The organism is Bradyrhizobium sp. Pha-3, assembly GCF_042258615.1.
Lineage (GTDB): Bacteria > Pseudomonadota > Alphaproteobacteria > Rhizobiales > Xanthobacteraceae > Bradyrhizobium.
In genome coordinates this window covers 545,206-558,135 of sequence record NZ_CP170152.1, presented here as the reverse complement: position 1 = coordinate 558,135, position 12,930 = coordinate 545,206, and the positions used below count along the sequence as shown (strand labels likewise).

Sequence of the window (12,930 nt, the reverse complement as noted above, 5' to 3'; positions counted from 1 at the left end):
CATCCTCATGCGCCGAGATACGCTGCGACGACGTCGGGATGGTGCTGCACCTCGGACGGCGAGCCCATCGCCAGCACGCGGCCGTAGTTCAGCGCAATCACGCGGTCGGAGACCCGGTTGACCAGCGTCATGTCGTGCTCGACCATCAGCACCGTGATGCCGAGCTCGCTCTTCATGTCGCGGATCCAGAACGACATGTCGTCGGTCTCCTCGACATTGAGGCCGGATGACGGCTCGTCGAGCAGGATCAGCTTCGGCTCCGAGCACAGCGCGCGCGCCAGCTCGATCACCTTGCGCACGCCGTAAGGCAGCCCCGAGATCAGCTTATCGCGGTACGGCTCGAGATCGAGGAATTCGATCACCTGCTCGACCCGGCGGCGATGCGCCTTCTCGCCGGCCCGGACGCTCGGCAGGAACAAGAGCTCCTGCCAGAGCTGGGTGGTGGAATGGCGATGGCGGCCGACCAGCAGATTGCTCAGCACGGTCGCATTCTCGAACAGCTCGATGTTCTGGAAAGTGCGCGCGATGCCGAGTTTGGCGATATCGTAGGCCGGCTGCTGGGTGATGTCCTGATCCTCGAAGAAGATCTTGCCCGAGGTCGGCGGATAGATGCGCGAGATCAGGTTGAAGATCGAGCTCTTGCCGGCGCCGTTGGGCCCGATGATCGAAAGGATCTCGCCCTTCTCGACCGCGAAGCTGACGGCATCGACCGCCTTGAGGCCGCCGAAATGCAGGGACAGGTTCTCGGCGCGGAAATAGCTCATCGGTTCCGCTCCGATTTCACGTAGATCTTCTGCCGCTTGAAGGTCGCGCGCTTGTAGAGCGGGAACAGCTGGAAGAAGAGCTTGATCTTGAGCCAGCGGCCATAGAGCCCCAAGGGCTCGAACAGCACGAACACCACGATGATGATGCCGTAGATCGCGCCCTTCAGCCCGTTGGCGGAGGCAATCGCTGCGACCGCATCCTGGATGTGGCCTGCGCGTTCCGTGCCGGCGCCGAGCGTGGCCGCGACGCCGGCGATCACGCCGGGCATGTCGTCCTTCAGGTAGGTCAGGAACGGATCGATCATGACCAGGAAGATCGCGCCCAGCACCGCGCCATGCAGGCTGAAGGTGCCACCGATCAGGATCACGATGATGAACTCGATCGAGAGCTGCAAGGTGAACATCTCGGGTGAGATGAAGGAAAGCTTGTGGGCGAACAGCACGCCGGCAAAGCCGGTGATCGCCGCCGAGATCGCGAACGACTTCACCTTGTAGAGCGCGACGTTGATGCCCATGCTGCGCGCTGCGGTCTCACTGTCGCGGATCGCGACAAAGGCGCGCCCGGTCGGCGAGCGCAGCAGATTGAGCGTGCCGACGATGGTCAGGACCAGCACCGCAAGGCAGAGGTAATAGAAGGTCGGGCCGTCGCGCGACACCGTGGTGCCGAGCAACTGCATGGTCTTGACCCGCATGCCCTCATTGCCGTTGGTCACGCTTTCCCAGCGCGCCATGATCTCCTCGACGATGAAGGCAAACGAGATCGTCGCGATCACCAGATAGATGCCCTGCAGCCGCAGTGCCGGAAATCCGACCAGCGCGCCGACCACGCCGGTCAACAGCCCCGCGGCGAGGAAATAGACCGGAAACGGCACGTTGAATTGCTGCAGATAGGCCGCGGTGTAGGCGCCGATCGCCAGAAACGCAGCATGGCCGAGCGAGGCCTGTCCGGTGAAGCCGGTCAGGATCAACAGCCCGACGCCGACGGTCGCATAGATGCAGACGAAGACGAGCTGGCTCATCAGGTAGCTTGAGAGCACGTAGGGCGCGATCAACAGCACCGCCAGCAGCAGGCCGTAGGAATAGATATAGCCGGAATGCGGGAACAGCCTGATGTCGTCTTCATAGTCGGTCTTGAAGAGGAACCGCATGCGTTACCCCTCAAACCTTCTTGCGAACATGAAGGCCGAACAGGCCCTCGGGCTTGAGCAGCAGCACCGCGAGCAGCACGATGTAGGGCGCGACGTCCTTCCATCCTTGCGGCAGGTAGAACCCGGCCATGCTCTCGATCACGCCGATCAGGACGCCGCCGACCACCGCGCCCGGGATCGAGCCGAAGCCGCCAAGGACGGCGGCCGGAAACGCCTTCAGCCCCAGCACCAGGCCGACATTGGAATGGATGAAGGTGATCGGCGCCAGCAGCACGCCGGCGCAGGTCGCCACCGCCGCCGAGATCGCCCAGACGATCGAGACCACGCGCTTGACCGGGATGCCCATGTAATAGGCAGCCAGCATGTTCTCGGAGCTGGCGCGCATCGCAGTGCCGAGCGTGGTGCGGTTGAAGAACAGATAGAGCAGCGCGCACAGGATGATGGTCGCCGCGATCACCGACAATTTGTCATAGGCGAGCACTAGGCTACCGATCCGCAGGACACCCTGGCTGAACGGCGTTTCGATCTTGAAGTCGTCGGTGCCCCAGATCATGCCGGTGACCGAGCGCAGGAAATAGCCGAGCCCGATCGTCGCCATGATGATGGAGAATTGCGGATAGCCGAGGATCGGCCGCACAACGAGCCGCTCGGCCAGCATGCCGAACAGCGCCATGCAGATCACCGCGCCGGCGAAGCCGACCCAGTAATTCAGTCCGAGCATCCCGATGAAGGTGAAGGCGAAAAAGCCGCCCAGCATCATCAAATCGCCTTGCGCGAAATTGACGACCTCGGTTGCCTTGTAGACCAGCACGAAGCCGAGCGCGATCAGGCCGTAAACGCAGCCGAGCGCGATGCCGCTGACGAGCTGCTGAACAAAGTCCAGCATCGTTCCCTCCCCGATGCCCGGCGATTCTTATCCGATCGCTCGCTGCATCCCGCTTTCACGCCCTTGTGTCGGAAGCGCTGAAAGCCGCTATGTCCACTCGGATTGAGCCAAAAGGCCCGTTCCCTGTCAACAAACCGCTGATCCGGCTGTATCATCATATTTGCGGAGATTTGCCGCAGCACGGACTAATACGGATATCGCGGTCGATTTGCCCCGTGCGATTCACTGCACCGAAACGGTTTTTGTCCAAGCTCGCGCAACCGACGAGCGAACTCCCGGATCGCCACACACCATGACTTCGGAACTGTCCGCACTCGCCGTGCGAGGGTTAACCAAGCGTTTTGACCGCCCGGCAGTCGACGCGCTCGATCTGACCGTCCGTGTCGGCGAGTTCTATGCACTGCTCGGACCGAACGGCGCCGGCAAGACCACGACGCTGCGCATGGTGGCGGGCCTGCTGCGGCCCGATGCCGGCTCGGTGGCGATTCTCGGCATCGATGCGCTGGCCGACCCGGTCTCAGCCAAGCAGATCATGGCCTGGGTGTCCGACGAGCCGATGATCTACGACAAGCTGACGCCGCTGGAATATCTCGAATTCGTCGCCGGCCTGTGGGGCATCGATCCCCGCACGTCGGAGAAGTCTGCGCGCAATCTCCTGGTGTCGCTCGGGCTCGAGCCGCATCTCAACGAGCGCTGCGAGGGCTTCTCCAAGGGCATGCGCCAGAAGGTGGCGCTCGCCGGTGCGCTGGTGCACGATCCCCGCCTGATCATTCTCGACGAACCGCTGACCGGCCTCGACGCGCTGTCGGCGCGTCACGTCAAGGGGCTGCTGCAGGAGCGCGTCCGCGCCGGCTGCACCGTGATCATGACCACCCACATTCTCGAGGTCGCCGAGCGCATGGCCGACCGCATCGGCGTGATCGCGGCCGGCAGGCTGATCGCCGAGGGCACGCTGGCCGAGCTGCGCGAGCAGAACGGCCGCAACGACACCACCCTCGAGGACATGTTCATCGCGCTGGTCGATACCGAGGCGGCCGCCGCGTGAGCTCGACCGCCCATCTCACCTGGTTTGCCCGCCACGAATTCCGCCTGGCGTGGCGCGAATGGCTGGCGATGATGACCGGCGGCCGGCGCCGGCGCAATCGCGCCCTGATCGGCCTGCTGATCTTCGCGGTGATCCTGCATCTGCCGGCCTATGCCGTGGTCGCCCGCTATGTCGACCTGCGGTTTCCGCTCGATCCGTCCTCGCTGATCGTGCTGACCGCGACGATCTTCCTGTCCTGGGCGCTGATGCTCTCGCAGGCGATCGAGTCGGTGACACGCGTGTTCTACGCCCGCGCCGATCTCGACCTGATCATGTCGTCGCCGGCGAAGCTCACCAACATCTTCTCGATCCGGATCGCCGCCATCGCGCTGACGGTGAGCAGCATGGCGCTGTTGCTGTCGACGCCGTTCATCGACGTGCTGGTCTACCTCGGCGGGCCACGCTGGCTCGCCGGGTTCGGCGTCGTGCTTGCGATCGGGCTGTCGGCGGCTGCCGCGGCGATCGCCGTCACCGCGTTGCTGTTTCGCCTGATCGGACCGGGCCGGACGCGGTTGGTGGCACAGATCGTCTCCGCCGTCATCGGCGCCGGCTTCGTCATCGCGTTGCAGGTCGTCGCCGTGCTGTCCTATGGCACGCTGTCGCGCTTTGCCTTTCTGACCTCGGATACCGCGGCACGAATTGCCCCGGCCCCCGACAGCCTGCTCTGGTGGCCGGCGCGCGCATCACTCGGCGATGTCGAGATCATGCTGCTGCTGCTCGCCACAGCGCTCGTGCTGCTCGGCGTCGTGATGGCGGTGTTCGCGCCTCGGTTTGCCGACACCGTCGCACGCGTTGCCGCCAATCCGGCGACGGTCACGCAAGGACGCGCCCGCGCGTTTCGGACCGGCTCGCGGCAGCAGGCGCTGCGGCGCAAGGAATTCTTGCTGCTGCGCCGCGATCCGTGGCTGCTGTCGCAGAGCCTGATGCAGATGCTCTATCTGCTGCCGCCGGCGCTGATGCTGTGGCGCAGCTTCTCCGGTACGTCGACCGCGATCGTGCTGATCACGCCTGTCATCGTGATGGCCGCAGGCCAGCTCGCCGGCGGGCTGGCGTGGTTGACCATCTCGGGCGAGGACGCGCCCGATCTGGTGGCTACCGCGCCGCTGCCGCCGTCGCGCGTGACCCGCGCCAAGGTCGAGGTCGTCCTGATCGCGATCGCTTCGGTTTTCGCGCCGCTGGTGGCCGCGCTGGCGTTCGCCTCGCCGGGGCAGGCCGCGGTCACGGCCATCGCGATCGTCATCGCGACCGCATCCGCCGCCGCGGTCCAGCTCTGGTTCCGCGCGCAGGCCAAGCGCAGCCAGTTCCGCCGGCGCCAGACCTCCTCCCGCATCGCCACCTTCGCGGAAGCCTTCTCCTCGATCGGCTGGGCCGCAACCGCAGCGCTGGCCCTGACGATCCCGATGGCCGCGCTCGTCAGCGGCATTCTGACGCTGCTGACGCTTGCCATCGCCTGGAAGATCAGCCCGCGGCGCTAAAGCATGACGAGATCAGGTTGAGCTGGAACGGCGTCGATCACCTCTCCCTTGGGAGAGGTCGATTTGCGCAGCAAATCGGGTGGGGGGTTACGGTCTATCGAGAGAGCAAGAGCCCTCACCCGGATTGCACTGGAAGATGCTTCGCATCGCCAGGCGCAATCCGACCTCTCCCCGACGGGGAGAGGTGAACCGAAACCGCGGTGAGCCGGTCTACCCCTCATCACTTCCATCACCGCCGCGGCAAACGCCTCCGGCGCTTCCTGCGGAAGATTGTGGCCGGCGCCCGGGATCACGCGATGCGCCCGGCGTGCGGTGTATTTTGCCGCGCTGGCGCTGCCGTCGCGCGCAGGCGTCACGCCGTCGTCGGCGCCATCGAGCGAGATCGTCGGGACAGTAATCACCGGCAATGCGGCCAGCCGCCGCTGCACCTCCGCATATTGCGGGTCCCCGTCGGCGAGGCCGAAGCGATGCCGATAGCTGTGGACGACGACGTCGACATAGTCCGGATTGTCAAATGCGATCGCGGATCGCTCGAAACAGGCGTCGTCGAACACCCAGCTCGGCGACCATTGCGACCACAGAATCCTTGCAATGCCATCCCGGTTGGCGGCAAGCCCGGCGCGTCCGCGTTCGAGCTGGAAATAATACTGATACCAGAGCGCCACCTCGTGATCCGGCCGCGCCGGCACCATCGCGTTCGCAATGTCCTGGATCATGTAGCCATTGGTACAGACGAGCCCGACGCATCGTTCCGGCCACAACGCCGCACCGATCGAGGCGGCGCGGCCGCCCCAGTCATAGCCGGCGAACACCGCTCGCTTGATGCCGAGCGCATCCAGCAGCGCGATCAGGTCGGCGCCGACCGCCGCCTGCTCGCCCGAGCGCGGCGTCGCCTTGTCGCGGAACACCGTCGGTCCGTAGCCGCGCAGATAGGGCACGATGACCCGGCAACCCTGCGCCGCCAATGTCGGCGCAACGTCCACATAGGAGTGGATGTCGTAGGGAAAGCCGTGCATCAAAATCACCGCCGGTCCATCGGAGGGGCCAGACTCATAATAGGCGATGGTGAGCACGCCTGCGTCGACATGGCGCAATGGCTCGAGCCGTTTGGTCGAAGGCGCGCGCGGCGAGGGGGCAGTGTCGGTCACGCATAACTCCCTGATCTCTGTTGTCTGCGCGGCATGGTAGCGCGTCCGGGCGCAATAATCGCGTACATCGCGTTGCAGCCAACGCCATGGAGCGATGCGCCCGCCTCATCATGACGGCACGCCGATTGCGCGATAGTCTGACGCCGGCGGATATCGCCGCAGACGGAACAGCTCATGCTGAGATTTCTTGCCGCGCTCCTCTTGCTGGGACCATTGACCGGTCACGCCTTCGCGCAGGACGCCCAGCGCAGCGAATGCCTGGCGATGGCCAATGCACCGCCGCGTGCCGTCCCGGTGAGCTACCGGCGCATCGCGGCCAAAGCGGACGAGGTCGCGATCACCTATGCCGGCCATTCCACCTATTACATCGACACGCCCGGCGGCATCAGGATCGCGACCGACTACAACGGCGTCTATCGGACCGGGCGGCTGCCCGACGTCGCGACCATGAACCGGGCTCACGCGACGCATTACACGCTGTTTCCCGATCCCGGGATTCCCCACGTGCTGCATGGCTGGGGCGAGAACGGCCAGGCCGCGCATTACGCCGAGCGCATCGGCGACGTCTATATCCGCAACGTCACCACCGACATCCGCCGCTATTGGGGCGAAGACTCCGGCGGCGAGATGATCAAGGACGGCAATTCGATCTTCATCTTCGAGGTCGCCGGCCTGTGCATCGGCCATCTCGGCCACCTCCACGTCAAGCTCGACGACAGCCATTTCGCGGCGATCGGCCGGCTCGACATCGTGATGGTGCCGATCGACGGCACCTATACAATGTCGCTCGACGGCATCTCCGAGATCACCAGGCGGTTGCACTCAGCCGTCGTGCTGCCGATGCACCGCTTCGCCACCCCGCTCGACGAGTTCATGCGCCTGATCGGCCAGCAATTCGAGATCGACCGCCGCGGCGGCGAGCGCACCTTGCGGATTTCGCGCGATACCCTGCCGGCGACGCCGACGGTGATCATCCTCGACGGGGTGTGAGGCCGCATTTTCAAGAAGAAGCAAAACCAGAACGGGAGTGAAATCGATGACCAGTACCTTGCCCGCCTCTGCGAGCGGGCTCTATGCCAACCCGCGCGAAGACTGGCTCGCCCAATATGCCGAGGAGATCATCGATCCTGACAGGCCGATCGTCGACCCGCACCATCATCTCTGGGACCGCGGAGGCTTGCGCTACCTGATCGAGGAGATGCGCGACGACATCGCCTCGGGCCACAACATCGTGGCGACCGTCTATGTCGACTGCCGGTCGATGTATCGCACCGACGGGCCGGAGGCATTCCGCCCGGTCGGCGAGGTCGAGTTCGCCAACGGCGTCGCGGCCATGGCGGCGAGCGGCGGCTATGGCAAGGCGGCGATCTGCGCCGGCATCGTCAGCCACGTTAACCTTCTGATCGGCGATCAGGCCAAGGCGGTGCTGGAGGCGGAAATCGCCGCCGGCAACGGTCGGTTCCGCGGCATCCGCCACTCCTCGGCCTGGGACGAGGATCCCAACGTCGCCTATATGTATGCCAGTCGGCCGAAGGGCATCTTGCTGGATTCCACCTTTCGTAGGGGGTTCGCCTGCCTGGCGCCGCTCGGCCTCAGCTTCGATGCCTGGCTGTTCCACCCGCAGATCGGCGAACTGACCGACCTCGCCCGTGCCTTTCCCGACACCCGGATCGTGCTCGACCATTGCGGCGGCCCGGTCGGCACCGGCCGCTTCGCCGGCAAGCGCGAGGAGACCTTTCCGGTCTGGAAGGCGTCGATCCAGGAAATCGCCAAATGCCCGAACGTCGTGGTCAAGCTCGGCGGGCTGGCGATGTGCCTGCTCGGCTACGACTTCCACCTCCGCCCCAGGCCACCCTCGTCGGAGGAACTCTCCGCCGCCTGGCGGCCCTACGTGGAGACCTGCATCGAGGCGTTCGGCCCGAGCCGTTGCATGTTCGAAAGCAACTTCCCACCTGATAAGGGACAGTGCAGCTACCAGGTGATCTTCAACACCTTTAAACGGCTTGCATCACAATATAGCGAAGCCGAGAAGACGGCGTTGTTCTTGCAGACGGCAAAGGATGTCTATCGGCTCGATATCGGGTAAACTCTCGACTCATGGATGACAGCATCACCATCCGGCCGCTTCGTGAGGCTGATGCAGAAGCGGTGGTCGAACTCTACGCAAAGGCGGCTGCGGTGGAACCGCGGCTGGGCCCTGTCACGCTGCCGCAGTGGGACCAGTTCCTGAAGCTGCCGCAGAACCGTGGCGGCCGCGACTTCCGCATTGCCGAGCGAAATGGCCGGCTCATCGGCTTGGCCGAATCTTCGTTGCGCGATCAGGGAGCGCATCATTCCCGGTTCCTCAAGATCGTCGTGGCGCCCGAGATGCGGCGCCGCCGGATTGGCCTCGCGCTGTTCGACGACGTGCTTGCGATCGACACCAACCCCGATCTCACCGTCCAGACGCTGGTGAGCAGCGACTGGCCGGCGGGAATGGCGTTCGTGGCCGCCTTCGGCTTTGTTCATCTTGAGTCAGAGATCGGGATGAAATGCGTCGAGCCGTTGCAGCCGGCGCGTACGCTCGCGGCGGCCCGCGCCACCATCGAGCAGGTCAGCGACGTCACCGCCTGCGCCGGCGAGGTCGCCCGCATCCACAACGCCGCCTATGCCTCGGACTCCGCGTTCCGCCGGTATTCGCCGGAGGAGATGGCGCAGGTCCTGACCGAGAGCGAAGTCTGGATCGCCTCAGAGGATGGCCAGATGTCGGGCTTCTGCCTGACCGAGCCGGAGCGGAACTCGATGTGGATCGAGTCGGTCGCCGTCGACCCGGCACGGCAAGGACGCGGGCTCGGCCAGCTGCTGGTCTACCGCGTGCTCAGCGCGCACGACGTGTCGGTCGAGCATCCCTGCTGGCTCAACGTCTCGAGCCGCAACGCGCCCGCGCTGAAAATCTACCGCCGGCTCGGCTTCCGGCCGCAGCACGAGACCTGCCGCTTCAGCGCGCCGCGCGGTGCACTGCTCGCCGCGCGTGCGCGGCGGTTTTAATAGCCTACAGCACCAATCCCGGGACGCGAATCTATCCCCGTCACCCTGAGGTGCGAGCGGAGCGAGCCTCGAAGGGCGAACGGCCGGGCTCTTTCCACACCGGCGATATCCGGGCCGTCCATCCTTCGAGGCGCGCAAGAGCGCGCACCTCAGGATGACGGGACTTAGTTGCTCAAGCTTCGCTAGCTACTGCCTTACGCCCACTCGCCCTTGCGGAACACCGGCACGCTGCGGCCGTCGGCATGGATGCCGTCGATGTCGGTGTGGGCGGAGCCGATCATCCAATCGATATGGATCAGGCTCTTGTTGCCGCCCTGCTCGGCGATCTGCTGCGGCGTCAGCTTGTCGCCATTGACGAAGCATTTGGAGTAGCACTGGCCGAGCGCGATATGCGAGGCGGCGTTCTCGTCGAACAACGTGTTGAAGAACAGCAGCCCGCTCTTCGAGATCGGCGAGGAATGCGGCACCAGCGCGACCTCGCCGAGGCGGCGCGCGCCCTCGTCGGTGTCGAGCACCTTCTTCAAGACTTCCTCGCCGCGCGAGGCCTTGGCCTCGACGATGCGCCCTTCCTCGAACTTGACCGAGATATTGTCGATCAGCGTACCCTGATAGGACAGCGGCTTGGAGCTGACGACGTGGCCGCTGACGCGGCGGCAGTGCGGCGTGGTGAAAACCTCCTCGGTCGGGATGTTGGCATTGCAGACGATGCCGTTCTTGGCGGTCGACGCGCCGCCTTCCCATTCATGACCGTCGGCAAGGCCAATGGTGAGGTCCATTCCGGGACCGGAATATTTCAGCGCGTGGAAGCGCTGGCCGTTCAGCCATTCGGTACGTTCGCGCAGCCTGGCATTGTGCTGTTCCCAGTTGGCGACGGCGCCGTCCTGGTCGACCCGGGACGCGGAGAAGATCGCATCCGCGAGCTTGGCCACCGCGACGTCTTCGGCATCGTCGGGGAATACCTGCTTGGCCCACGACGTGCTGGGATAGGCGATGATGTTCCAGTTGGTGTCGAAATTGACGATCTTCTCCAGCGCCGGCTGGTAGGCGATCGAATTGGCCTTACTGGCGCGCGCCACCTTGGTCGGGTCTTCGCCCGACAGCAGCATCGGATTGTCGCCGACGATCGCAAGCCGCGCGGTGTTGGCGCCGAGTGCCTTCGCCATGCCCTCATAGAGCCAGCTCGCGGCACGATCGAAACTCGCATCGTTAGCGTAGCGATAGCGCGCCAGCGTGAGCTCTTCGTCCGAGAAGAACGGGGTCACGAGGCCCGCACCGGCCTTGTAGGCATGCTCCACCACCCGCCGCACCAGCGGCATCGCCGCGGCTGGCGCCGTCAGCAGCAGGTCCTGCCCGGGCTGCAGCTGCAGGCCGACCTTGATCGCCACTTCGGCGAGCCGATCGAGCTTCACGGGATCGATCGAGGCGGAGAGGTTACGTTGATGTGCGGTCATGAAGTGTCCGGCCGTGTCGTTTGAGGGCTTTTAAGGATTCGTAGTCCAATTCGATCCGCGTTCGCAAGGTTCCCGCCCGCTGCGCCCGATCACGCAACGGCGAGCAATTGCCGCGAATTTTACCGCTTCATCGACGCCAGCACCCGGTCGACCATCTCGGGTGCAAGACCGAGATAGTTTTTCGGCGCGGTGAGACGGTCGATGGTCGCCCGATCGATCCGGCTCGCGACGCGATCATCCGCTGCCAGCGCCTCGGCCAGCGTCAGGCCCTCGTCGTTGGCGACCCGGCAGGCGTCGTAGACCACATCATGCGCCTCCTGCCGGCCGATCACGGGCGCAAGGCCCATCATCACGGCTTCGGCGACGATCAGCCCGCGGCTGATGTCGAGATTGCCGGCCATCCGCTTCTCATCGACGATCAAGCCGCCAAGCGCGAACCTGGCCTGGTGCAGCGCGCCTGCGGTCAGCACGAAGCTTTCCGGGATCGCCATCCATTCGGCGTGCCACGGGCCGGTGGCGCGTTCGAAATCCTGCACCATCGCATCCAGCATCAGGCCGGCGTGCTGGCGCACCGCCTTGGAAGCGGCGAGCATCAGCTCCGATGAGATCGGGTTGCGCTTCTGCGGCATCGTCGAGGAAGCGCCGCGTCCCTTCACGAACGGTTCGTAGACCTCGCCGAATTCGGTCGACGCCATAATCATGATGTCGAGCGCGATCTTGCCGAGCGTTCCCGTGACCAGCGCGAGGAAATTGACCGCTTCCGCCAGACCGTCGCGCGCGACATGCCAGGTCGAGACGGGCACGCCGAGGCCGAGTTCCTCGCACAGCGCGTTCTGGACCTCGAACCCCCTGTCACCGAGCGAGGCCAGCGTGCCGGCAGCGCCGGCAAACTGGCCGACCAGCACGCGCGGCTTCAGCTCGGCCAGCCGCGCGGCGTGGCGATCGAAGGCGGCGAGCCAGATCGCGGTCTTGTAGCCGAAGGTCACCGGCAGCGCCTGCTGCAGATGGGTGCGGCCGGCCATCGGCGTGTCGCGGTATTTCTTCGAGAGATCGGCGAGGATGCCGCGCAGCGCGGCGATGTCATCCTCGATGATCGCAAGGCCATCGCGCAGTTGCAGCACCACGGCGGTGTCCATGATGTCCTGCGTGGTGGCGCCCCAATGGACGTAGCGCCCGGCCTCGCCGCACTGCTTGGCCATCTGATGCACCAGCGGCAGGATCGGGTAGCCGACGATGTCGGTCTCCTGCCGCAGCAGGTCGAAATCGAACGCGGCGACGTCCGTGCGTTTTGCGATCTCCTCGGCCGCGTCCGCCGGGATCACGCCACAGCGCGCTTCAGCCTTCGCCAGCGCGACTTCGACCTCGGCATAGCGCTGGAGCAGCCGCAGGTCGGAAAACACCTCGCGCATCGCGCGCGTGCCGAAAGCATCGCGAAACAGCACGGAATCGAGCACGGTGGTCGAGGTCGGGAAGGCGGACATGGCAGATCCTTGGGCACATCCTGTTGCCGGTCGCAGTCGGCAACGTCCCTATCACGGCGCACGCCCGCGCCCTACCCCTCCGCCGGCGCCTCGCCGAACACCTCGGCTGCAATCTTGCTGGTCTCGATCGCGGCCGGAATGCCGCAATACATTGCGACCAGCAGCAGCACGTCCTGCACCTGCGCGGCGGTGCAACCATTGGCCAGCGCGCCCTTGGCATGAACGCGGAACTCGGTCGGCTTGCTGCTCGCCGCGGTGATGCCGAGCATCACGAGGCTGCGGATCTGGTCGGAGAGCCCGCTGCGTTCCCAGACGTCCCCATAGACGTAGGCATTGATGATGTTTTGCAGCGGCGTGCCAAAATCGCCCGCGGCCGCCATCCGCTTGGCGACATCGACCTCGCCGAACATCTTCTGGCGCCGGCGCAGCCCGCGGGCATGGAGATCGCTGGTGTCCACCATCGTCG

Annotated in this window: 11 protein-coding genes and 1 pseudogene; 5 read left to right on the top strand and 7 right to left on the bottom strand. The window is 65.2% G+C overall.

All coding sequences use genetic code 11. From position 1 onward, the window contains the following. Positions 1–5 precede the first annotated feature (5 nt). Genes ACE10Z_RS02600 through ACE10Z_RS02590 form a run of 3 tightly spaced genes read right to left on the bottom strand, consistent with a single transcriptional unit; the run spans position 6 to position 2,798 of the window. Entirely contained in the window at positions 6–764 is a 759-nt protein-coding gene (locus ACE10Z_RS02600) for an ABC transporter ATP-binding protein (RefSeq protein ID WP_050403853.1), read from the bottom strand. Further along, positions 761–1,912 carry a branched-chain amino acid ABC transporter permease gene (locus ACE10Z_RS02595; RefSeq protein ID WP_375786547.1) on the bottom strand — a complete coding sequence of 384 codons (1,152 nt, stop codon included), beginning with the start codon at positions 1,910–1,912 and terminating at the stop codon, positions 761–763. Before ACE10Z_RS02595 ends, ACE10Z_RS02600 begins: the two co-directional genes overlap by 4 nt. Positions 1,913–1,922: 10 nt before the next feature. Beyond that, positions 1,923–2,798, bottom strand: coding sequence for a branched-chain amino acid ABC transporter permease (locus ACE10Z_RS02590; RefSeq protein ID WP_375786546.1), 876 nt, complete (start codon positions 2,796–2,798; stop codon positions 1,923–1,925). A 292-nt stretch (positions 2,799–3,090) separates the two neighbouring features. On the opposite strand from ACE10Z_RS02590, the gene ACE10Z_RS02585 reads away from it, so the two are divergent. After that, on the top strand, positions 3,091–3,843 hold the full coding sequence (locus ACE10Z_RS02585; protein WP_375786545.1) for an ABC transporter ATP-binding protein: 753 nt from the start codon (positions 3,091–3,093) through the stop codon (positions 3,841–3,843). Then, positions 3,840–5,357: a permease gene (locus tag ACE10Z_RS02580; protein ID WP_375786544.1), complete on the top strand. Its 1,518-nt coding sequence runs from the start codon at positions 3,840–3,842 to the stop codon at positions 5,355–5,357. The genes ACE10Z_RS02585 and ACE10Z_RS02580 overlap by 4 nt, the downstream gene beginning before the upstream one ends. A 215-nt stretch (positions 5,358–5,572) precedes the next feature. On the opposite strand, the pseudogene ACE10Z_RS02575 reads toward ACE10Z_RS02580, so the two are convergent. Beyond that, positions 5,573–6,505: pseudogene (locus ACE10Z_RS02575) on the bottom strand (alpha/beta fold hydrolase); the annotation flags it as partial. A gap of 174 nt (positions 6,506–6,679) precedes the next feature. On the opposite strand from ACE10Z_RS02575, the gene ACE10Z_RS02570 reads away from it, so the two are divergent. The 3 genes from ACE10Z_RS02570 to ACE10Z_RS02560 are packed head-to-tail and all read left to right on the top strand — an operon-like array spanning position 6,680 to position 9,532. Beyond that, positions 6,680–7,495, top strand: a complete 816-nt coding sequence (locus tag ACE10Z_RS02570) for an MBL fold metallo-hydrolase (protein ID WP_375786543.1) — start codon at positions 6,680–6,682, stop codon at positions 7,493–7,495. Between the two features lie 46 nt (positions 7,496–7,541). After that, positions 7,542–8,591, top strand: coding sequence for an amidohydrolase family protein (locus ACE10Z_RS02565; RefSeq protein ID WP_375786542.1), 1,050 nt, complete (start codon positions 7,542–7,544; stop codon positions 8,589–8,591). Positions 8,592–8,602: 11 nt separating this feature from the next. After that, a complete protein-coding gene (locus ACE10Z_RS02560; RefSeq protein ID WP_375786541.1) occupies positions 8,603–9,532 on the top strand; it encodes a GNAT family N-acetyltransferase in 930 nt (309 codons plus the stop codon). A gap of 194 nt (positions 9,533–9,726) precedes the next feature. Here the strand turns inward: ACE10Z_RS02560 and ACE10Z_RS02555 are convergent, their stop codons facing one another. The 3 genes from ACE10Z_RS02555 to ACE10Z_RS02545 form a co-directional block, all read right to left on the bottom strand. Further along, entirely contained in the window at positions 9,727–10,983 is a 1,257-nt protein-coding gene (locus ACE10Z_RS02555) for an aminopeptidase (protein WP_375786540.1), read from the bottom strand. 119 nt (positions 10,984–11,102) lie between these two features. Then, positions 11,103–12,464 (bottom strand): 3-carboxy-cis,cis-muconate cycloisomerase, encoded by a 1,362-nt coding sequence (pcaB, locus tag ACE10Z_RS02550; RefSeq protein ID WP_375786539.1) that lies wholly within the window; start codon positions 12,462–12,464, stop codon positions 11,103–11,105. A gap of 71 nt (positions 12,465–12,535) precedes the next feature. Next, positions 12,536–12,925, bottom strand: a complete 390-nt coding sequence (locus ACE10Z_RS02545; RefSeq protein WP_097670965.1) for a carboxymuconolactone decarboxylase family protein — start codon at positions 12,923–12,925, stop codon at positions 12,536–12,538. Positions 12,926–12,930: the final 5 nt, after the last annotated feature.